This window comes from Brevundimonas vesicularis (assembly GCF_044807075.1).
GTDB lineage: Bacteria > Pseudomonadota > Alphaproteobacteria > Caulobacterales > Caulobacteraceae > Brevundimonas > Brevundimonas vesicularis_G.
Genome location: NZ_CP085234.1, coordinates 2,780,437 through 2,802,295 on the forward strand (window position 1 = coordinate 2,780,437; position 21,859 = coordinate 2,802,295).

At 67.5% G+C, this 21,859-nt stretch carries 17 protein-coding genes; 2 read left to right on the plus strand and 15 right to left on the minus strand.

The genetic code is table 11. From position 1 onward, the window contains the following. The first annotated feature begins 22 nt into the window (after nt 1-22). Both LG306_RS14165 and LG306_RS14170 read left to right on the plus strand, forming a co-directional pair. Complete coding sequence (locus LG306_RS14165; protein ID WP_404415745.1) at nt 23-1,420, plus strand: OprO/OprP family phosphate-selective porin; 1,398 nt, start codon at nt 23-25, stop codon at nt 1,418-1,420. Between the two features lie 67 nt (nt 1,421-1,487). Beyond that, on the plus strand, nt 1,488-3,419 hold the full coding sequence (locus LG306_RS14170; RefSeq protein WP_404415748.1) for a methyl-accepting chemotaxis protein: 1,932 nt from the start codon (nt 1,488-1,490) through the stop codon (nt 3,417-3,419). A 3-nt stretch (nt 3,420-3,422) separates the two neighbouring features. Here the strand turns inward: LG306_RS14170 and LG306_RS14175 are convergent, their stop codons facing one another. The 15 genes from LG306_RS14175 to LG306_RS14245 form a co-directional block, all read right to left on the minus strand. Further along, nucleotides 3,423-4,112 carry a response regulator gene (locus LG306_RS14175; protein ID WP_404415750.1) on the minus strand — a complete coding sequence of 230 codons (690 nt, stop codon included), beginning with the start codon at nt 4,110-4,112 and terminating at the stop codon, nt 3,423-3,425. Further along, nucleotides 4,112-6,796 (minus strand): DUF4118 domain-containing protein, encoded by a 2,685-nt coding sequence (locus LG306_RS14180; protein WP_404415753.1) that lies wholly within the window; start codon nt 6,794-6,796, stop codon nt 4,112-4,114. Before LG306_RS14180 ends, LG306_RS14175 begins: the two co-directional genes overlap by 1 nt. Continuing rightward, nucleotides 6,797-7,375 carry a K(+)-transporting ATPase subunit C gene (gene kdpC / locus LG306_RS14185; protein ID WP_404415756.1) on the minus strand — a complete coding sequence of 193 codons (579 nt, stop codon included), beginning with the start codon at nt 7,373-7,375 and terminating at the stop codon, nt 6,797-6,799. Between the two features lie 10 nt (nt 7,376-7,385). Further along, nucleotides 7,386-8,117, minus strand: coding sequence for a TorF family putative porin (locus LG306_RS14190; protein ID WP_404415759.1), 732 nt, complete (start codon nt 8,115-8,117; stop codon nt 7,386-7,388). Continuing rightward, the gene (locus tag LG306_RS14195; protein WP_404415762.1) at nt 8,110-8,265 is read right to left on the minus strand and encodes a hypothetical protein; all 156 of its coding nucleotides are present in this window, start codon (nt 8,263-8,265) and stop codon (nt 8,110-8,112) included. The genes LG306_RS14190 and LG306_RS14195 overlap by 8 nt, the downstream gene beginning before the upstream one ends. Continuing rightward, nucleotides 8,265-10,331 (minus strand): potassium-transporting ATPase subunit KdpB, encoded by a 2,067-nt coding sequence (kdpB, locus tag LG306_RS14200; protein ID WP_404415765.1) that lies wholly within the window; start codon nt 10,329-10,331, stop codon nt 8,265-8,267. The genes LG306_RS14195 and kdpB overlap by 1 nt, the downstream gene beginning before the upstream one ends. A gap of 18 nt (nt 10,332-10,349) precedes the next feature. Continuing rightward, nucleotides 10,350-12,059 (minus strand): potassium-transporting ATPase subunit KdpA, encoded by a 1,710-nt coding sequence (kdpA, locus tag LG306_RS14205; RefSeq protein ID WP_404415767.1) that lies wholly within the window; start codon nt 12,057-12,059, stop codon nt 10,350-10,352. 413 nt (nt 12,060-12,472) lie between these two features. Continuing rightward, the gene (locus LG306_RS14210; protein WP_404415770.1) at nt 12,473-13,336 is read right to left on the minus strand and encodes an aldose 1-epimerase; all 864 of its coding nucleotides are present in this window, start codon (nt 13,334-13,336) and stop codon (nt 12,473-12,475) included. Continuing rightward, a complete protein-coding gene (locus LG306_RS14215; RefSeq protein ID WP_404415773.1) occupies nt 13,333-14,187 on the minus strand; it encodes an SMP-30/gluconolactonase/LRE family protein in 855 nt (284 codons plus the stop codon). The genes LG306_RS14210 and LG306_RS14215 overlap by 4 nt, the downstream gene beginning before the upstream one ends. 3 nt (nt 14,188-14,190) lie before the next feature. Continuing rightward, entirely contained in the window at nt 14,191-15,633 is a 1,443-nt protein-coding gene (locus LG306_RS14220) for an aldehyde dehydrogenase family protein (protein ID WP_404415776.1), read from the minus strand. A gap of 80 nt (nt 15,634-15,713) precedes the next feature. Beyond that, nucleotides 15,714-17,147, minus strand: coding sequence for a sugar porter family MFS transporter (locus LG306_RS14225; RefSeq protein ID WP_404415779.1), 1,434 nt, complete (start codon nt 17,145-17,147; stop codon nt 15,714-15,716). 52 nt (nt 17,148-17,199) lie between these two features. Then, nucleotides 17,200-17,958, minus strand: a complete 759-nt coding sequence (locus LG306_RS14230; RefSeq protein WP_404415782.1) for an SDR family NAD(P)-dependent oxidoreductase — start codon at nt 17,956-17,958, stop codon at nt 17,200-17,202. Further along, on the minus strand, nt 17,955-19,103 hold the full coding sequence (locus LG306_RS14235) for a fumarylacetoacetate hydrolase family protein (RefSeq protein WP_404415785.1): 1,149 nt from the start codon (nt 19,101-19,103) through the stop codon (nt 17,955-17,957). Before LG306_RS14235 ends, LG306_RS14230 begins: the two co-directional genes overlap by 4 nt. A gap of 62 nt (nt 19,104-19,165) precedes the next feature. Further along, on the minus strand, nt 19,166-20,179 hold the full coding sequence (locus LG306_RS14240) for a LacI family DNA-binding transcriptional regulator (protein WP_404415788.1): 1,014 nt from the start codon (nt 20,177-20,179) through the stop codon (nt 19,166-19,168). Between the two features lie 74 nt (nt 20,180-20,253). Beyond that, on the minus strand, nt 20,254-21,828 hold the full coding sequence (locus LG306_RS14245; protein WP_404415790.1) for a beta-xylosidase: 1,575 nt from the start codon (nt 21,826-21,828) through the stop codon (nt 20,254-20,256). Nucleotides 21,829-21,859: the final 31 nt, after the last annotated feature.

Sequence of the window (21,859 nt, forward strand, 5' to 3'; positions counted from 1 at the left end):
ATCTTCCCTTACGGTAAATCTAATGACCCTTTATCGCTCGCTCGCAGCGGGTGTCGGCCTGGCCGCGCTCGCCACCTCCGCCCTCGCCCAATCGGCGCCGTCCGCCGATGAAATCGCCGCCCTGCGCGCCCAGGTCCAGGCCCTGTCGGCCCGACTTGAACAGCTGGAAGCCCAGTCGCGCACGGCTGCGGTCGCCGCGGCGCCGGCCGTCGCCGGAACGCCTTCGCCCGTTGCGGTGCCGCGTCCGGTGCAGACCGCCGCCGCTCCCGCAACGTCGGCGCCGGCGCCCGTCGACTGGGCCACAGGCCTGCCGGAATGGCGCAGCCCCGACGGCGCCTTCACCTTCAAGCCGCGCATTCGCGTCACCGCCGACCTGTCGACGACCTTTGGATCGGACTATCCCAATCGCGACCTGACCACGACCGAACTGCGCGGCCTGCGCCTGGGCGGACAAGGCAAGATCGCCGGCGGCTTCAGCTACTGGATCGAAGGCGACATCGCCGACAACTCGGTCAGCGTCGCAAACGCCTTCATCGCCTACAGCCGCAAGCTGGGCGGCCGCGACCTGGAAATCTCCGCCGGTCAGCGCCTGAACGACCGCGGCGTCGAAGGCGGCACGGCCGAAGATCAGACGCCCTTCCTGGAACGCAGCCTGATGGTCTCCACCATCGGTCCCGAGCGCGGCTCTTACGGGGTCGGTGTCATGGGCAAGCTGACGGGCAGCGTCTGGCATGCCTCGCTGTCGGTGACCGGCGACGCCATCAGCGACGGCACGACCAGCGACACCGTCGCCGTGATGGGCCGCACCCACTGGTCGGCGTTCAAGACCGAGGCCGGCTTCCTGCATCTGGGCGGCTGGGGCTTCGTCGAGGATCTGACGCCGGTGACGACCCTGTCTTCGCGCAATCTGGTGGTTTCGTCGCGCGGCAACGACAATCTGCGCCTGTCGTCCGGCGCCTACGCCAATCCGAAGTCCAGCTCGGGCCTGGGGCTGGAGCTCGGCGGCGTGCATCGTTCGTTCTGGGCGATGGCCGAGGGCGGCAAGCGCGTGGTTCGAACCGCCGCACGCGACTTTGACCAGGACGCCTACAGCCTGTCGGCCGGTCTGTTCCTGACGGGCGAGACGCCGCCGCTGTCCGCGCGCACCGGAACCTGGACGCGTCCCAAGGTGCTGAATCCGTTGGGCGCCGACGGCTATGGCGCGGTCGAAATCGTCGGTCGCTACGACACCGCCGACTTTACCGACAGCCTGACCGGCGGCGAAGGCGACACCTGGCTGCTGGGCGTCAACTGGTATCCGACCAACAACACCCGCGTGTCGGCCCACTGGAGCGCCTGGTCGGTCGACAACCGGACCGGAGTCTTCACCGGCGACGACAACGGAAACACCGCGACCGTCCGCGTCCAGACTGCCTTCTAAGCCCCTTAGACCGGAGCGGCTCGCCGCTCCGGTCTCCTGCTTTGCACATCCTTCAGGAGATGATGGCATGAACCCGAAGAACATCCCGATGCAGCGAAAGCTGGCGATCGCCTTCGCCCTGTTGCTGACGGTCGCCGCCGCCATGATCGGCGCGGTCTTCTTCCAGCTGTTGGCCATGAAGACGGCGGCCGAGCTGAATGCGCAAAGCAAGAGCATCATCGATCACACCCACGTCGCCGAGAAGGGCGTCATCCGCCTGAATTCGCAGATGCGCGGCGTGCTTCTGACCGGCAACGTCGACTACCTGGATGTCTACAAGACCGGCTGGGAACAGTTCGAACAGTCGATCGCCGCATTGAACACCGCCGATCTGACGACGGAAGAGCGCGCTCTGGTCAAAAAGGCCCAGGATGATGCCGCCGTCTGGAAGACCGAGTTCGGCACGCCCCTGACCCAGGCCGCGCTCGATCCGTCGCGCATCGACGCCGCGCGCCGCGTCGTCATCGAGTCCGCCGACAAGGTTCGCGTGACCCACATCACCAAATCGATCACGGCCGTGCGCGACGCCGAGATCGCCCGCATGAACGTGCGCGACGCCCAGCAGGCGTCGGCCATCACCGCCTCATTCATCGCGCTGGCGGCGGGCGGTCTGATCCTGGTCGCGGCCGCCGTCTTCCTAGGCGTTCAGCTGTCGATCCTGATGATCGCGCCGGTCCGGCGCATGACGGGCGCCATGTCGATCATGGCGGGCGGCAAGCTGGATGTCGCCATCCCCGACACCGACCGCAAGGACGAGGTCGGCGCCATGGCACAGGCCATGCAGGTGTTCCGCGACAACGGTCTGCGCGCCAAGGCGCTGGAGTCCGAAACGGAATCGATGCGCGACCAGTCCGAAGTCGAACGCCGTCGTCGCGAAGCCGTGGCCCAGCAGGAGGCCGCCGAGAACGCCGTCGTCATCGAAAGCCTGGGCAAGGGACTGTCGGCCTTGGCCGAGGGGGATCTGGTCTATCGGATCGACGCTCCCTTCCCCGCACGCAGCGAGGTTCTGAAGGCCGACTTCAACCGGTCGATCGCTCGCCTGGAAGAGACCGTCACCGGCGTCCTGGGCTCGGTCCACGGCATCGATTCCGGCGCCGGCGAGATCAGCCAGGCGTCTGAGGACCTATCGCGCCGAACCGAACAGCAGGCCGCCGCTTTAGAAGAAACCGCCGCCGCGCTGGACGAGATCACCGTCACGGTGAAGAAGACCGCCGAAGCCGCCAACCAGGCCGCCAACGTCACCAACGGCGCCCGCAAGAGCGCCGAAGCCTCCGGCCAGGTCGTCATGAACGCCGTCGACGCGATGCAGAAGATCGAAGGCGGCTCGCGCCAGATCAGCCAGATCGTCGGGGTCATCGACGAGATCGCCTTCCAGACCAACCTGCTGGCTCTGAACGCCGGCGTCGAAGCCGCCCGTGCAGGCGAGTCCGGCCGCGGCTTCGCCGTGGTGGCCTCCGAAGTCCGCGCGCTGGCTCAACGCTCGGCCGAAGCCGCAAAGGAGATCAAGACGCTGATCTCCAACTCCGGCTCGGAAGTCGAGAACGGCGTGCGTCTGGTCAGCGAGGCCGGATCGGCGCTTCAGGCCATCGCCTCGCAAGTCGACGACATCAGCACCCTGGTCGTGGAGATCGCCGCCTCGGCCCGTGAACAGGCGACCGGCCTTCAGGAAATCAACGTCGCCGTGAACCAGATGGATCAGGTGACACAGCAGAACGCCGCCATGGTCGAACAAGCCACCGCCGCCAGCACCGCCTTGCGCCAGGAAACCGCCGAGCTGTCGTCCGAGGTCGCCTTCTTCCAGGTGTCCGGCGGACGCGCGACGGCTCGAAAGACCACCTCTGCCGCCCCTGCCCGCCCCGCAACCCGTTCAGCGCCGCCGGTCGAACCGCGCGTCATCAAGGTCGCCGGCGGTCGCGACCTCACGGTCGGTTCCAACAGCGACGGCTGGGAAGAGTTTTAGGCCTCAGTCCGCCAGGCGATAGCCCACGCCCGGCTCGGTCACGAGCAGGATGGGCTGGGCCGGATCGGCCTCGAGCTTGTGCCTGAGCTGACCGACGACGACGCGGAGATACTGCACGTCGTCGGCGTGGCCGGCGCCCCAGATGGTCTTGAGCAGGTCGGCGTGACCCAGGACCTTGCCGGCGTTGCGGGCGAGGTAGGCCAGGACGTCGTATTCCTTGGGGCGCAGCTTCACCCGCTCGCCGGCGCGGGTGACGATGCGGCGGTCCAGGTCGATGACGACATCGCCGGCCGTGACGACGCCGCCCGCGACCGGCGTCAGCGCGCCCTGACGCAGACAGGCGCGGATGCGCGCCAGCAGTTCGCCGACGCCGAACGGCTTTTCGACATAGTCGTTGGCGCCCAGGTCCAGGGCCGTGATCTTCTCGGCCTCGCGGTCGCGGGCGGACAGGACGATGATCGGCCCCTGATAGAAGTCGCGCGCGCGCGTCAGGACATCCTTGCCGTCCATGTCGGGCAGGCCGAGGTCAAGAACCACGGCGTCGGGGCTCCACAGGGCGATGGCGCGCAGCCCCTCCTGACCGCTGTCGGCGCGGCGGGGTTCATAGCCGGCGGCGTCCAGGGCGGGGGCCAGGAAGCGGTGAATTTGCGGCTCGTCGTCGATGACCAGAACCTGGGGGCGAACGGCGGACATCACAGCAGATCCGGATGGGTGGCGATGGACTTGGGCAGGCTGATCAGGATGCGCGTTCCACGCTTGCCGTCGGCGTCGTCCTGGATCGGGCTGGCCGCGGCGATACGGCCGCGCATGGCCTCGACGAAGCCCTTGGCGATGGCGAGACCAAGACCTGCCCCCTTGGCCCGATCGGTGGATTCTTCCATGCGGCGGAATTTGTCAAACACCCGTTCCAGCTCGGCGGTCGGGATGCCACGTCCCTCGTCCTCGATGGAGATGACGACGGCGCCGCGATCCTCATAGGCCGCGAGTTCGATGGTCGTGCCGTCGGGACTGTAGGCGATGGCGTTTTCTAGGATGTTGACCACGGCCTGCTCCAGCAGGCCCGGATCGGCTTCGACCATGCTGAGCTGGGCCGGAAAATCGCGCGTGACCTTGCGTTGGCCCAAGCGGCGCGACACCCGGTCGGCGGCGGTGTTCAGGATGTCGCGCACATCGGTCCAGTCGGTGCGCACGTTGAGGCCGCCGCCCTCCAGCCGGGTCATGTCCAGAAGATCGCCGACATAGCGCGACAGGCGTTCGGCCTCTTCGCGGATGCTGAGCAGCAGGTCGTCGCGGACCTCGGGCTTCAGGGTCGCGCCATAGTCGATCAGGGTCGTCGCCGAGCCCAGGACGGTGGACAGGGGTGTGCGAAGGTCGTGGCTGACCGAGTTCATCAAGGCCGCGCGGAAACGGTCGGCGCGACGCAGGGTCTCGGTCTCCAGCGCCTGACCGGCCAGATCGGCGCGCTCCAGCGCGACGGCGCCCTGGTCCAGCAGGGCCATCGCCAGACGTTCCTCGTCCGAGCCCGCCGCCACGGCCGAGGCGTCGATGCCCGCCACGCCGGCCCGGCCGCGCACGCCCTGCAGGGGCTGAAACCGCCAATGGGTCTGCGGCAGGGTGCCCGTGCCATGGCCCGTCACCTCGCCGTGGGTCCAGGCCCAGCGGGCGGCGGCCATGGCGTCGGGGGCCAGGATCACGCCCTCGGGACTGGCCGCCGCCAGCACGATGTCCTCGCCGTCGGGCAGAAGGACGACGGCGCCTGCGCCGGCGGCGGCCGAGGCCTGTTCCGCCAGGCTGCGGGCTGTGGTCGCACGATCCTGGCCGGCCGACAGGGTCTGGCTGGCGGCCAGCAGGGCCGAGACGGCGGCGGCGCGGCGCTGGGCCGCTCTGGCCTGTTCGCGCACCCGCCCCGCCAACGCGCCTGTGCCCAGGGCCACGCCCCAGAAAAGGACCAAGGTCAGGAAGTCGGTCGGCGAACCGATCAGGAAGCTGTAGCGCGGCTGAAGGAACAGGAAGTTGTAGGTCAGAAAGGCCAGGGTCGCCGCCGCCAGCGCGGGTCTGAGGCCGTTCAGCACCCCGGCCGCCACCACCGCCGCCAGATAGATGACGCCCAGATCGACCCGCTCGAACCGGGTGTCCAGCAATAGGGCCGCGCCCGTCGCCGCCAGGACGAACCCCGCCCCGGCCGGATAACCGCGCCAGTCCAGCGCCGCCCGGATGCCCGACTTGGCCGCCGATTCGGGCGCGGCCAGATCGCCCTCGGTCACGACGTGGACGGCGACGCCCTGGGCCTTGCGCAGCAGTTCGGTCGCCAGGGCACGGCCGGTCCATTCGGCGAACCGCCCGCCGCGCGTCTTGCCGATGACGATCTGGGTGACGTTGTTGCGGTGGGCGTGATCCAGCACGGCGCGCACCACGTCGTCGCCGCTGATCGTCACGGGCCGTCCGCCCAGCTGCTCGGCCAGCTTGAAGGCCTCGGCCAGCCGTCCCGCCGACCGGGCGTCGGCGCGCGATCCACTGGGCCGCTCGACATGGGCGACCGACCAGGGGGCGTCCATCATCATGTCGGACATTCGCCGACCGGTGCGGACCAGGGAGGCGGTCATGGCGTCGCCGCCGACCAGCACCAGGATCCGTTCGTTCGCCGCCCACGGCCCCGACACGCCCCGCTCGCGCAGGTGGGTCAGAAGCTGGTCGTCCACCGTCTGGGCCGCGCGCCGCAGGGCCAGTTCGCGCAACGCCGTCAGATTCTCGATCTTGAAGAAGTTCTCGGAGGCCACCCGCGCCGTTTCGGGCACATAGACCTTGCCCTCGGCCAGACGCGCCCGCAGGTCTTCGGGCGTGATGTCGATGACCTCGATGTCGTCGGCGCCGGTCAGGGCGCTATCGGGCACCGCCTCGCGCTGGCGCACGCCGGTGATGCGCAGGATGACGTCGGACAGGCTTTCCAGATGCTGGATGTTCAGCGTGGTCCAGACGTCGATGCCGGCGTCGCGCAGTTCCTCCACGTCCTGCCAGCGCTTGGGATGGCGCGAACCGGGCGCGTTGGAATGGGCGTATTCGTCGACCAGCAGCAGTTCGGGCCGTCGCGCCAGGGCGCCGTCCAGATCGAACTCCATCAGGGCGCGGTCGCGGTGTTCGATGGGCGCCCGCGGCATGACGTCCAGCCCGCGCAGCAGGCTCATCGTCTCCTTGCGGCCGTGGGTCTCGACCACGCCGACGACGACGTCCAGCCCCTCGGCCTTTCTGCGGCGCGCGGCGCGCAGCATTTCATAGGTCTTGCCCACGCCGGGCGACATGCCCAGAAACACCTTCAGCCGCCCGCGCTTGCGGCGCGGAACGGCTGAAGTCGCGGGCGTTGCGGGGGCCGTTTCGGGCAATCAGCCCTCCGCCCCGAAGCGGGCGTCCAGCGCGCGGTTGGTCAGCAGGACATTGACGTGCGGCTGGCCGATGAAGCCTAGGAAGGCCCCCTCGATGTGCGCGTCGATGATGCTCTGGACCTGTTGCACGGGAACGCCTCTGGCGCGGGCGATCCGCGCGGCCTGAAGCCGAGCGTAGGCCGGGGACACGTCCGGGTCGAGGCCCGAACCCGATGTCGTCACCGCATCGGCGGGGATGACGCCGGGGCCGTCCTCGGCGCGGATCGTCTGGGCGCTTTCGGCGACGCGCGCGATCAGGTCCGGGTTCAACGGCCCCATGTTGGAGCCGGACGAGGCGGCGGCGTCATAGCCGTCGCCCGCCGCCGACGGGCGCGGATGCAGATAGGTCGCGCCGAAGAAAGGCTGGCCGATCAGGGACGAGCCGACGACCCGCCCGCCGGCGTCGCGCACCAGGCTGCCGTTGGCCTGGTCCGGGAAGGCGACCTGGGCGATGCCGGTGACGGCCAGCGGATAGGCCAGGCCCAGCAGCAGGGTGAACAGGGCCGTCATGACGAGGGCCGGGCGAAGTTGGTTGACCATGGTCGTCGCCTCAGAAGGTCGCCTTCAGCGTGGCCACGGCGCGCGCGCCGTAGATGTCGCCGAAGTCGTGTTGATCGGTGTCGTGATAGCGCAGGTCCAGCGCCAGAGTGTCGGTCAGCTGATAGGCCGCGCCCAGGTTCCAGGTGGTGTAGTCCAGGTCCGACGACACCCACTGACGCCCGACGGCGCCCGAGACGGTCCATTTGTCGGCCGGACTGACCGCGCCGTTGACCTCGGCATAGGTCGCCTCGTCCTCGGCCGCGCCGAAGAAGTCGGGCGAATAGTAGACGGCGGCGCCCAGGGTGGCCGGACCGACGGCGCGTGAGGCGGCGGCTTTGAATTCGACATAGTCATAGTCGGCGCCGTCCGGCTGACCGGCGTAGAGATAGCCGATCACGCCGAAGTCCAGCGCATAGCCGGCGACCTCGGGCCGATAGCCGGCATACAAATCGACCTCGGCGTCCGTGTCGTCGCCGAAATCGACGTTGGAGGCCCAGCCGCCGGCGTAGAAGCCGTTCCTGGTCAGATCGACGCCAGCCGAGAGGGCGGGGTTTTCCTGGGTCTGGCTGACCCCGCGGAAGACGTAGTCGGAGGTGACGGCGACGTTGGCCGAAACGGTTGGGGCCGACACGTCCTGGGCCTTGGCTTCGCTGCACAGGCCCAGACCGGCGAGACCGACGATACAGGCGGCGGCGAACCAGGCGTCGTTGCGGCCCGAGGCCCTGGAGAAGGATTTACGCATTGGATTTCTCTATTCGAACAGGATGAATGGCCATGGGGTTGGAGCGCGTGCGCGGATCGGTCTGCTGCAGCGTCGCCACGCCCCACATCACGGCGATGACCAGCACCGCCATGACGAGTTGCAGGATGCGAGAGACCTCCCGACGCATCAGGCCAGACCCAGGCCGGAGATGAGCAGGTCGATCAGCTTGATGCCGACGAACGGGGCGATCAGGCCGCCCAGGCCGTAGATCAGCAGGTTGCGACCCAGAAGCGCGCCGGCGCCGATGGCCCGGTATTTGACGCCCTTCAGCGCCAGCGGGATGAGGGCGACGATGACCAGGGCGTTGAAGATCACCGCCGACAGGATGGCGCTCTCGGGGCTGTGCAGGCGCATGACGTTCAGCGCGCCGAGCGACGGCAGGGCCACCACGAACATCGCCGGGATGATGGCGAAATATTTGGCCACGTCGTTGGCGACCGAGAAGGTCGTCAGGGCGCCGCGCGTGATCAGCAGTTGCTTGCCGACCTCGACGATCTCGATGACCTTGGTCGGGTCGCTGTCCAGATCGACCATGTTGCCGGCCTCGCGCGCGGCCTGGGCGCCGGTCTGCATGGCCACGCCGACATCGGCCTGGGCCAGGGCCGGGGCGTCGTTGGCCCCGTCGCCGCACATGGCGACCAGACGCCCCTTGGCCTGTTCGGCCTTGATCAGGCGCATCTTGTCCTCGGGCGTGGCCTCGGCGAGGTAGTCGTCCACCCCGGCTTCCGAAGCGATGGCTGCGGCCGTCACCGGATTGTCGCCGGTGATCATCACGGTGCGCAGGCCCATGCGGCGCAGGTCGGCGAAGCGCGCCTTCACGCCCGGCTTGACCACGTCCTTCAGGTGGATGACGCCGACGAGGACGCCGTTCTGGGTGACGGCCAGGGGCGTGCCGCCCGAACGGGCGATCCGGTCCACGGCCTGGCGGAACTCGGCTGGGGCCGAACCGTCGTTGAGGTTCAGATCCTTCAGCACGGCATCGACCGCGCCCTTCCTCCAGCTGTCCTTGCCGACGTCCAGGCCCGACTGGCGGGTGACGGCGGTGAAGGGAATGGCGACGGCGCCGGCGGGCTGATCGACCGAGACGCCGGCGTTGCGGCCCAGCTCGACGATGGAGCGGCCCTCCGGCGTCTCGTCGGCGAGCGACGCCATGACGGCGGCGGCCAAAGCGGCCTCGGGGCGCACGCCGGGAACCGGGATGACCTCGGTCGCCATGCGGTTGCCGAAGGTGATGGTGCCGGTCTTGTCGAGCAGCAGGGTGTCGACGTCGCCTGCCGCCTCCACCGCACGGCCCGAGGTGGCCAGCACGTTCACCTTCAGCAACCGGTCCATGCCGGCGATGCCGACGGCGGACAGCAGGCCCCCGATCGTGGTCGGGATCAGCGTGATGAACAGGGCGCCCAGCACCATCGGGTCCAGATCGACGCCGGAATAGGCGCCCAGGCCCACCAGGGTCACGACCGCGATCAGGAAGATCAGGGTCAGGCCGGCCAGCAGCACGGCCAGGGCCAGCTCGTTGGGCGTCTTCCGGCGATCCGCGCCCTCGACCATGGCGATCATGCGATCGAGGAAGGTCGAGCCGGGCTTGGCGGTGATGCGCACCTTGATCCAGTCCGAGACGACGGTCGTGCCGCCGGTCACGGCCGACCGGTCGCCGCCGCTTTCGCGGATCACCGGGGCGCTCTCGCCGGTAATGGCGGCCTCGTTGACCGAGGCGACGCCCTCGACGATCTCGCCGTCGGAGGCGATCACGTCGCCGGCCTCGACCAGGATGATCGACCCGACTTCAAGCTCCGAGGCGTTGGTCGGGACCACGCTGCCGGTCTTCGGGTCGACGATCAGCTTGGCCTTGGTCGTGACGCGGGTGGCGCGCAGGGAATCGGCCGCCGCCTTGCCCCGCCCTTCAGCGATGCTTTCGGCGACATTGGCGAACAGGACCGTGGCCCATAGCCACAGCGCCAGCTGCACCGCAAAGCCCGCCGACTGACCGCTCGCGATGGCTGCGGCCGCCGAGAGCGTGGACAGAAGCGCCACGATCCAAGTGGTGAAGATGACCGGATTGTTGATCAGCTTTACGGGGTTCAGCTTGACGAAGGCGTCGCCAACGGCGCGTCCGATCATCTGTCCCGAGAGGCCGCCCGCGAGAGGCGACGCGCGGCCGCCCTCGCGCGGATCCAGAGTTACTTGTGTCATGTCAGGATGTCCGAAGGATCAGGCGCCGGCGACCGCCGCGAGCACCTGGAAGTGCTCGACGATCGGTCCCAGGGCGAGGGCGGGCAGGAACTGCAGGCCGCCGAGGATGAGGATCACGCCGATCAGCAGGCCGATGAACAGGCCGTTGTCGGTCGGCAGCGTGCCGGGGCTGGGCGCCAGCTTGGGCTTGACCACCAGACTGCCGGCGATGGCCAGGACGGCGACGGCCGGAATGAACCGCCCGAACAGCATCCCCAGACCCAGGGTCGTATTCCACCACGGAGCGTTGGCGGTCAGGCCCGCAAAGGCCGAGCCGTTATTCGCCGCCGCCGAGGTGTAGGCGTACAGGATCTCCGACAGGCCGTGCGGCCCCTTGTTCAGCAGGCCCGCCAACGCCGTCGGGAAGACGGCCGACACGGCGGTGAAGCCCAGGATGGCCAGCGGCAGAATCAGCACCGCGATCATGGCGAACTGGATCTCGCGCGCCTCGATCTTCTTGCCCAGATATTCGGGCGTGCGGCCGACCATCAGGCCGGCGACGAAGACCGACAGCAGGGCCATGACGACCATGATGGCGATGCCCGAACCGACACCGCCTGGCAGGATCTCGCCCAGCTGCATCAGGAACATCTGCAAGCCGCCGCCCAAGGGCATGAAGCTGGCGTGCATGGCGTTGACCGAGCCGTTCGAGGCGCCGGTCGTGACCACGGACCAGACGGTCGAGGCCGGCGCGCCGAAGCGGACCTCCTTGCCCTCCATATTGACCGAAGCGTCGACCTGGGCCTCGACCAGGGCGGGGGCCGGCTGGGTCTCGATCACATACATGGCCGCGCTGGCGGCGCTCAGCAGGATCAGGGCCGCCGCCGCCACGGCGCGGATGTCGCGTCCCGCCATGGCGGTGCGGCCGAAGGCGAAGAAGGCCGCCCAGCCCATGACGTTGATCGCCACCGCGGTCAGCAGATTGGTGATGGCGTTCGGGTTCTCGAACGGATGGGCGCCGTTGACGTTGAAGACGCCGCCGCCGTTGATGCCCAGCTGTTTGATCGCCACCTGGCTGGCGGCCGGGAACAGCGGCAAGGTCTGGGACCCGCCCTCGACGCCGGTCGCCGTCACATGGGCCGCCAGGCTCTGAACGATGCCGAGACCCGACAGGGCCACCGCTAGGATCAGGGCGGCGGGCAGCAGGACATAAAGGGTCGTGCGGGTCAGATCGGCCCAGAAGTTGCCGACGCCCTCGCCGCGATTGGCCACGAAGGCGCGCGCCAGGGCCGCCGCGATCGTCGCGCCGGTCGCGGCCGAGACGAAGTTCTGCACCGTGAGGCCGACCATCTGGGTGAAGGTCGACAGGGTCGCCTCCCCGCCATAGCTCTGCCAGTTGGTGTTGGTCACGAAGCTGACGGCGGTGTTGAAGGCCAGATGCGGCGACACGCCTGCGAACCCTTGCGGGTTCAGCGGCAGCACGCCCTGCAGACGCAGGATCGCATACAGCAGGACAAAGCCCGCCAGATTGAAGGCCAAAAGGGCGCCGGCGTATCCCAGCCAGCCCTGGCTGCGTTTCGGATCGACGCCGGCGGCGCCGTAGAAGACGGCCTCGACCGGCTTCAGCACCGGGTCCAGCCAGGTCCGCTCGCCATTCCAGACGCGCGACATATAAACGCCGATGGGCCAGCCGAGCATTACGGCCAGCCCAAGGGTCAGGGCGATCTCCCCCCATCCTTGCATGTTCATGAAATCCGTCCCGGTTCCTCAGAACCGCTCAGGCCGCGGCAGCGCCGCGACCATATAAACGGCGACGACCAGCGCCCCCGCCCCCCAGAGCATGGCGATCATCGTCATACCCGTTTCAACGCTGTGGCCAGCAAGGCGAAGACAGCGAACGCCCCCGCACCCACCGCCAGAAAAATCACATCGGCCAATCCGGCCTCCTCGCTCAAGTTCGAGCGGGAACAGACCACCGGGCGACATAATCGCGCGATGCGAGTCCGGGCGCGGCGCGTAAAAGATCTATAATGCTGTGCGTCATCATGCCTGCCCGAACAGGGATCAGCAGGCGATCCATCCCACTTCGTCCGCGTCTGAAAACGGTCGATTTCGCCAACCCTGCCCGGCGCACAGAGGCAGGCGCGCTAAACGTCAGCGGATCAGAGGCTGCGCGCGCCGATTTTCAGGGTCAGAGACAGAACTTCGCCCGGCTCCAGGCGAACCAGGCCACTGTCTTCACCATCTGGCGCATTGTGGGCGTCGGGGCGGTGAGTGACGGGCTCTACGCAGAAGAAGTCGCCGTCGACGGGGGCGTATATCTGGGTCCAGCGGGCTGGCGCTTCGGCGCCGAGCGTCACCCGGCGACCACCACCATCGACCCTCGCCTCGCCCATCCAGCCGGCGTAGGCGTGATCGACGAACGGCGCACCAGCCAGAGCTAGGCCGTCAGACCAATCCGAGATTTCTTGCACCGGCGCCAGCCGTTCGGGGATTTCCCGCGCGTCAGTGATCCACACGCCCTCTGCGGACAGCATCAGTCGGCTGTCGGCGTGGCGGTGGAAATAGGGGTGCAGACCGAGCCCGGCAGGCATGACCGCATCGCCGGTGTTTGTGAAGGACAGGGTGATCGTCAGACCCTGGTCGGTCAGTTCGACAATCTGGCGCGCACGCCACGGCCAAGGCCAGCCGTCTTGGCCGCCAAGCCAATCCAGGATCATCTCGACCCGGCGGGCCGTCTGGTTTTCGACCATCCAGGGCAAGAGCCAGCCATCGCCATGAATGGCATGGGGCGCGAAGCGATCAAGCACTGGCAGCTGAACCGAACGCCCTTCAAAGACGAAGCGACCGTCGGCGATCCGGTTGGCGTAGGGAACCAACGGAAAACAGGCCGTCTCCAGAATGTCGGTCGCACCGTCCGGCGTGGATCGAAACACCGGCTGACCCTGCCAATCCAGGCTCAGGACGGACCCGCCCAGTTCCGGTGCCACGGTGGCGCGCCAGTCGCCGGCCTCAAGCGCGATCACAGCTTGATCCGGTTTTGCGGCAGGCCCGGCGTCTCGACGCGCACGCGATAAAGCCCGCCCAGCGTCGGCTGCTCGGCCCGCTTGTCGGCATTCCCCAGCCAGGCCGTAGTCATATAGAGGTCGCGCAGGTTCGGGCCGCCGAAGGCCGCCTTGGTCACGGTCTGGACCGGCACGTCGATCTTGCCGATCCGTGTGCCGTCCGGAGCGAAACGCGCCACGCCCCAGCCGTTGAACAGGCCGACGTGCAGCACGCCCGCCGCATCCATGCTGGGGCCGTCGGCATAGCCGTCCTCGGTCACGGCGAAGACGCGGCGGTTGGAGATCGCACCGTCCGCGTGATCGAAGGCCAGCACGGTCTTCTTCAGCGTGTCATGGTGATAGAGGGTGCGTCCGTCAGGGCTCAGGCACGGACCGTTGGTCACGCCATAACCGTCGTCGTGCCGCGTCAGCTCGCCCCGATACCAGCGATACAGCGCGCCGGTCTCAACCTGTTCGCTGTCGTCCATCGAACCGAACCACAGCGAGCCATCCGGCGCGACGAAGCCGTCGTTCAGACGGTTCTGCGGCCGGTCTTCCTCAACAAGCTGAAAGCGCGAGAAGTCGCCCTCCTCCGGGTCGAAGCGATACAGACCGCCCCGCACGCCGCAGATCAGCGAACCGTCCTCGGCCGGTAGAGCAAAGCCGGTCTGATCGGGCGTATCCCACGACCGTTTCTCGCCGGTCGCGGGCGTGTAACGGTGCAGCTTTCGTCCCTTGATGTCGACGAACCACACCGCGCCGCGCGCAGCGTCCCAGACGGGGCCTTCGCCCAGCTCCGCCTGCACATCCCAGATCAGTTCCGGCGCGCTCATCGATCAGCTTGCCGAATAGGAGGTCTTGATCTGGGTGTAGAACTCCACCGCCGCGAAGCCCTGCTCTCGCGAACCGTAGCTGGACTTCTTCGAGCCGCCGAACGGCACGTGATAGTCGACGCCGGCCGTGGCCAGATTGACCATGGTCATGCCGGCCCGGGCGTTCTTCTGGAAGTCGCGGGCGTGTTTCAGCGACTGGGTGACGATGCCCGCCGACAGGCCGAACTCGACGCCGTTGGCGACGGTCAGGGCCTCCTCGTAGGTGGCGACGCGGATGGTCGAGGCGACGGGGCCGAAGACCTCTTCATTGTTGATGCGCGCGTTGGCGGCGGTGTCGGCGATCAGCGTCGGCTGCACGTACCAGCCGGGGGCGTCGAAGGTCAGGCGCTCGCCGCCGGTGACGATCCGGCCGCCGGCTTCGCGGGCGATGTCGATGTATTTGTAGGAGACCTCGCGCTGGGCCTCCGTCACCGCCGGGCCCATCTGGGTGTTGGAATCCAGGGCATGACCGACGCGCAGCGCCGCGACCTTCTCGGCCAGGGCGGCGACGAAGCGGTCGTGGATGCCGTCCTGAACGATCAGGCGGCTGGAGGCGGTGCAGCGCTGGCCTGTGGCGAAGAAGCTGCCGTCCAGGGCGATGTTCACGGCCCGCTCCAGATCGGCGTCGTCCAGAACGATCAGCGGATTCTTGCCGCCCATCTCCAGCTGGACCCGCGCCTGGCGCTTGACCGCGCCCTCGGCCACGCCCGCGCCCACGGCCTGGGAGCCGGTGAAGCTGATGCCGTCGATGCCCGGATGGGCCACGATGGCGCGGCCCACGTCGCCGTCGCCGATGACCATGTTCACCACGCCCTTGGGCAGGCCGGCCTCATGCAGGATGGCGATCAGGGCCTCGGCCGTGGCCGGCGTCGGGCCGGCGGGCTTGATCACGACGGTGTTGCCGAAGGCGATGGCCGGGGCGATCTTCCAGGCCGGGATGGCGATGGGAAAGTTCCAGGGGGTGATCAGGCCGAAGACGCCGACGGCCTGACGATAGGTCTGGATCTCGACGCCCGGACGGGTCGAGGCCAGGTTCTGGCCGTGGACGCGAAGCGCCTCGCCGGCGAAATACTTCAGGATGCGGGCGGCGCGCATGGTCTCGCCGATCCCTTCGGGCAGGGTCTTGCCCTCTTCGCGAGCCAAGAGGCGACCGATCTGGGCCGCGCGTTCCATGATCAGAGACCCGGCCTTGTCCAGCACGTCGAAGCGCACTTCCGGCGAGGCGTCGGACCAGCCGGGGAAGGCGGCGCGTGCCGCCTGAACGGCCTGATCCACGTCAGCGGCGCCGCCCTTCGGCGTCCGAGCCACGATATCGCGCGTGTCAGACGGATTCAGGCTCTCGCCCGCAAAGGCGCCCGCGACCTTCTCGCCGCCGATCCAGTGCGAAAGTTCAAGCGTGTCGGTCATGGAAAGTCCTTTTCATAAGGCTGACGGGCGGCGGGGGAGCGCCGCCCGTTTCGGGGAGATGGGTATTTCGGAGCCGGAAATCAGCCCGTCATGTCTTCCAGTTCGCGTCCGCGCGTTTCCTTCACCCAAGCCTGGACCAGGAAGAAGGAGATCAGGGCGCTGACCGCATAGAAGCCGTAGGTGATCACGAGACCCAGGGTCGCCGCCATCCAGGGGAAGCTGACCGAGATGGCGAAGTTGGCGATCCACTGGGCGAAGCCGGCGACGGCAAGGGCCGAACCGCGCATCTGGTTGGGGAACATCTCGCCCAGCATGACCCACATCACCGGGCCCCAGCTAAAGTTGAAGAAGACGACATAGGCGTTGGCCGCGATCAGGGCGATCAGGCCAGTGTTGTCGTCTAGATGCAGCGATCCGTCGATCAGGGCAGCCTTGGAGAAGCACCAGGCGACGACAGCCAGAGTCACGAACATTCCAGCCGAACCGATCAGCAGCAGCGGCTTACGGCCGATCTTGTCGATGACCGAAATGGCCGCCAGACAGGCGGCGATCGACAGGACGCCGGACAGGATGTTGATCTGAAGCGCGTCGTTCTCGGAGAAGCCGACCGACTGCCACAACACCGCGCCGTAGTAGAAGACGATGTTGATGCCGACCAGTTGCTGGAACACCGCCAGGATCAGGCCGGCCCAGACGATGGGGCGCACCTTCTTGGTCGCGGGGTCAAGCAAGTCCGCGAACTTGGGCTTGTGATCGGCGGCCAGGGAGGCGCGGATTTCCTGGACCTTGCGCGCACCGGCGCCCGCACCGAACAGTTTCGACAGCACCGCTTCGGCCTGGGCGTCCTTCTTCTTGACCACCAGGAAGCGCGGGCTTTCTGGGATGACCAGAAGGGCGATCAGATAGACGGCGGCGGGGATGACCTGCAGCCAGAACATCCAGCGCCAGGCGGGGAAGCCCAGCCAGAACTCCGCTGTCGATCCTCCGGCGGTCTTGGCGAGGGCGTAGTTGGCCACGAAGGCGCCGGTCAGGCCGGTGATGATCATGATCTGCTGCACCGAGGACAGTCGGCCGCGGATCGAGGCCGGTGTCACTTCGGAGATGTAGGCCGGCGACAGGACTGAGGCCGCGCCGACCCCCAGGCCGCCGATAAAGCGGGCGATTATGAAGTGGGCCGAGCTGTCGGCCGCGCCTGCCCAGAAAGCCGAGATAATGAACAGACCGGCGGCGATCTGCATCACCGTGCGGCGGCCGATGGCGTCCGCCAGGCGTCCCGCGATGAAGGCGCCGACGGCGCAGCCCAGCAGAATGGCGCCGACGTTGAAGCCCGTGCCCAGCGCCGACAGGTTGAAAGCCGTCTCCAGCCCGTCCTGGGTGCCGTTGATGACGCCGGAATCATAGCCGAACATGAAGCCGCCGATCGTGGCCACCGCCACGATCAGGGCGATGAACGCCATGTTGACGCGGTCGGCGCCCGCAATGTCGGGGCCCGAGCCCCCCGTCGGTCCTGCCATCTCGATATTCCCTCCGAAAGCCCGTCTGACGCGGGCGTGAAATCAGAAAACCCTAACGCCAGCCGGCGTCCACGAAATACTCGTGGCCTGTCATCAATCGTGCATCGTCAGACGCCAGGAACAGGCCGAGCGCGGCGACGTCTTGTGGCTGCAACCGACCTGGCAGGCATTGCGCCGCCACGATCTCGGCTTCGCCTTCCGGCGTGTACCATTTCATCTGGCGCGGGGTCTGGACGTTGCCGGGCACGATGCAGACGACCCGCACGCCATCGCCGCCCAGCTCTCGCGCCAGGGCGCGCGTCATGCCTTCGATGCCCGCCTTGGCGGTCTCGTAAAGCGACAGGTCGGGCAGGCCCAGATGCCAGCTGATCGAGCCGAGGTTGATGATGACGCCCCGCCCCTGTTCGCGCATGCCCGTCACCACGGACTGCGCCGCGAAATAGAGGTGACGCAGATTCACATTGATCCGGTTGTCCCAGTAGTCGGGCGTCACCTCCGCCAGCGTATGACGATCGTCATTGGCGGCGTTGTTGATGAGGACGTCGATGGGACCATGTTCTGCGACGATCTGGGCCAGGCAGGTCTGCAAGGCGGACACGTCCATCAGGTCGCATTGACGGAAGGTTGGAGCCGGCGACAGTTCGGACAGCGACGCCTCCAAAGCCTTGGAGTCCGCCTCGGCGATGTCGAAGAAGACGACGCGGGCGCCCTGGCGTGCAAAGGCTTCGGTGAAGCCCGCGCCGATCCCGGAGCCGCCGCCGGTGACGACGACCAGACGATCCCTCAACGACGGATAGATTGCGCCGCTCATGCGGTGGCTCCCAGCAGGCCGCGACCGGCCAGATTGCGCATCAGTTCCATGACCCCGAACTTCCAGGGCGGGGCCTGGTCGCAGGTCGCGACGATGTTCTCCAGCACGCCCAGCTTTTCGGACGAGACACGCACCCGGTCCCCGATCCTGTGCGTGAAGCCCTTGCCTGGTGCGTCGCGATCCTCGATCGGGGCGAACATGGTGCCCAGGTAAAGGGCGAAGCCGTCGGGATACTGGTGGGCGCTAAGGGTCTGGCGCACCAATTCCTCGGGATCTCGGCTGATCAGCTTCATCGAGCTTTCGCCCGTCATGACGAAACCGTCGTCCCCTTCGACCTCCAGGCGCACGGTGGCCGCGCGCACGTCATCCATAGAGAAGCCCTCATCGAACAGGCGGATGAAGGGGCCGACCGAGGCTGAGGCGTTGTTGTCCTTGGCCTTGCCCAGCAACAGGGCAGAGCGGCCTTCGATGTCGCGCAAATTGACGTCGTTGCCCAGACCGGCGCCAACCGGGCGACCGGACGGGTCGCAGACGACGACGACCTCGGGCTCAGGGTTGTTCCAAGCCGAATCCGCCCGCACCCCGACCTCCGCGCCCCAGCCGACCGAGGCCAGCACGGGCGCCTTGGTGAAGATTTCGGCGTATTGGCCGATGGCGACTTCGAGATATTGCGACCACAGGCCCTCGGCGATCAGCTGAGCCTTGACGGCTTCAGCCTGTTCCGAGCCGGGGCGCAGGTCCTTCAGGTCGCCGCCGATCCGGTCGAGGATGGACTGGCGTACGGCGTTCGCTGCATCGGCATCGCCGCGCGCTCGCTCCTCGATCACCCGTTCCAGAGCCGACACCGCGAAGGTCACGCCCGAGGCCTTGATGCATTGCAGATCCAGCGGCGACAGCAGGCGGATGTCTGCCGCATCAGACGACCAGGCTGAGGCGACAGTGAGTTCGTCCAGCGGGCCAAGGTCCACGCCTGCGCTGTCCAGACCGTCCAACGCGACCGCCTGGGCCGTCATGGCGACCTGGTTCGAAAGATCATAGAGCCGGCCGCCTCGCGCCAGCACAGGCGAGGGACCGGCCTCGGTCAGCACGCGTCCCAGCAGACGCGCGTCGCGCCAGTCCGCCGGCAGGCAATCGGCAAGCAACAAATCTCATCCTCCCCACGCTCTCGGACGTGTTAGCGCTAACATCTTTTAGCGAGACGTGGATGTCAATCGCTTGGAGAGGCCGTGCTTTCGCGGGCGATGAAGTCGTGGGCAACGGGGCCGTCAGCTTCTCCTCCCCGCCCCAGGATGACTGCGGCCGAACGCGCCATTTCGGCGACCGGTTGGCGGATCGTCGTCAGGGTCGGCCAGACGCTGGCGGCCAGGTAGGTATCGTCGAAACCGGCCACAGAAATGTCCCCCGGGGTCGACAGCCCCGCCGCATGAACCGCCGCCAGAACGCCGGCGGCCATGTCGTCGTTGCTGGCGAAGATGGCGGTGGGTCGCGGCGAACGCGCCAGAAGCCGCTGTCCCGCCTCGAAGCCCGATCGATAGGTGAAGTCGCCCGCTTCGGCCCACATCGTCGCACCCTTCACCGCATTGACGGCGGCCTGGGCGCCGTGGCGGCGATCGGCGCTGGCGCTCTGGTCGGGATGGCCTTCTACGAAGCCGATGGCGCGGTGACCCAAGTCCAGCAGATGCCGCGCCATCTCATGCGCCGCGCCCTGATCATCCACCCGTAGGGAGATCAGGCCGTCCCGCAGCGCGGGCGCCGCCAGAACCACGGCCTTCATCCCGCTCTGGGCGATCGCGTCCAGGGTCGCCGCCGATTCGCCCAGCGGCGGCGGCACGATAACGCCTTGCGCCCCGCCGGCCGCCAGCCTCTGCACGGCCTCACGCTCCTCGTCCGGCGCGCCCGGCCGCGATGGCTCGATCAGCAGCAACAGCCCCACCGACCGCGCCCCGTCCAAGGCACCTGACAGCAGCTCGGCCAGATAGGCGCTGGACGGGTTGGCGTAGAGAAGGCCGATCCGCCCACCCCCGGCCCGCGCCAGGATTCGTGCCGCCGGATCGGGAACATAGCCGGTTTCCCGTATGATCGCCTCGACCCGCTCACGCGTCGCCTCGCGCACCCGCGCATCGCCATTGACGACGCGCGACACCGTCATCGGCGAAACACCGGCGAGACGCGCGATGTCGCCCATGGTGTGGTTGCGGCGGGGATTCTGGTGGTCAGTCACAGAAGGGACAGCAGCACGCTCATCAAGGCACGTCCACCACTTGCGATGGCTTTGGCTTACATTGGTCGCTCGGGTCAACGCCCCAGCGACGCGTCCATCTCGACCATGACCACATCGTGGACGCGCATGGGAATCTCCACCTGGGCCGTTCCGTCCGTACGCGCCGTGACCATGAGGGTTTCGGCTTGGTCCAGGGTGAGGGCTTGCAGGGTTTTGAGCTGCTCTTCGCTCAGCGCCGCCGGCGCGCCCATTTCCAGATAGGCGGTGTAGGCGTCGTTGGCCTTGAATCCGACGCGGCGGAGGCTGGCGGTGTGGACGCCGGGACGCAACCCTCGCATCTCGATCCGCAAAGGGGCCGCCGCCGCCGGCTCTCGCACCTGGCGGAAGAAGGGTCGGTTGCTGATCGGCTGGTCCGGCAGTTCGTAGCGCCAGGCCAGAACCTGAACCTTATCACCCTGCATGGCCGCGATGCTCTGATCGTCGCCGGTCGGCAGTTCGCGGTCGCCAAGGCTGTTCAGATATTTGTAGGCGAACCAGGTCGGCTTGCGCACGCCCTGTGGGGTCATCAGCCCGAAGCCGCCGTCGAACGGCCTGGTTTGCGGCCCCGGCTCCTCGAACAGGTCGCTATAGGCCCAGTAGCTCATGCCCTGCGCCAGACCCTCGCTCTGACGCAGCTTGGTCAGGATGTAGGACGCGCCGAGATAGTCGTCATGGATCGGATCGCGCGGATTGTAGCTGGTGCTCCACTCGGTGAAGAACAGCGGCAGGCCCGGCTGGGCCGAAGCCTCGATCTCGGCCCGGACCTTGCGCACATCGGCGATCACGGCGTCAGGATTGCGCGAGAGCTTGTTGTCCCCCTCGCCTTTCTCGTCCAGGAACCCGCCCTCAACGCCATAGGTATGGGTGGTGACGAAATCGACGGCCGCGTCATGCTGCTGCGCATAGGCAAGGAACTCTGGAACCCACGCGGCTCCGGCCGTGGACGGCCCGCCGACGCGCAGGGCCGGATCGATCGCCTTGATCGTCCGGGCGGTGCGGACATAGTAGTCAAAATAGGCCGCCTGATCCGCACGCTCCCAGAAGCCATCCAGGTTCGGCTCGTTCCAGAACTCGAAATACCACGACCGCACCTCATCGATTCCGTATCGTTCGATCAGATGCCGCACGAAGGCGTCGATCAGGCCCGTCCATTTTTCGGGCTGCGGATGCGAGGTGTTGCCCTTCCAGTAGAAGAGCGTCTGCTCCGATGTCTTCATCGCATCGGGAGTGAAGCCCAGTTCGATGAAGGGCTTGATGCCCATCGCCAAAAAGCTGTCGTAGAGATGGTCGATCCGGGTCCAGTCATAAACGGCGCGTCCGTCGACCTCGCGATAGACCCCCATGTCGTCGTGGAAGATGTCGTGAAAGCGAATGTAGCGAAAACCCAGCTCATCACGCGCCGTCTTCAGCTGCGCCAGCGCCTCGGGCCGGATCGTCGTGCCGGGATAGTCGGCCCCAACCGACAGTTCCGCCATCCGGTCGCGGGGCGTGGAGGGGCCGCCGACATCGACCGAAATCACCCTTGAATCCACCGTCTGAGCGCTCGTCATCATCGGTGCGCCGACAAGCGCCGCGATCAGCGCCAGACTTCGGATAGGTGCGCGGTTCATCGACTTCAGTCCTTGGTTTAAGGGCAGTTCT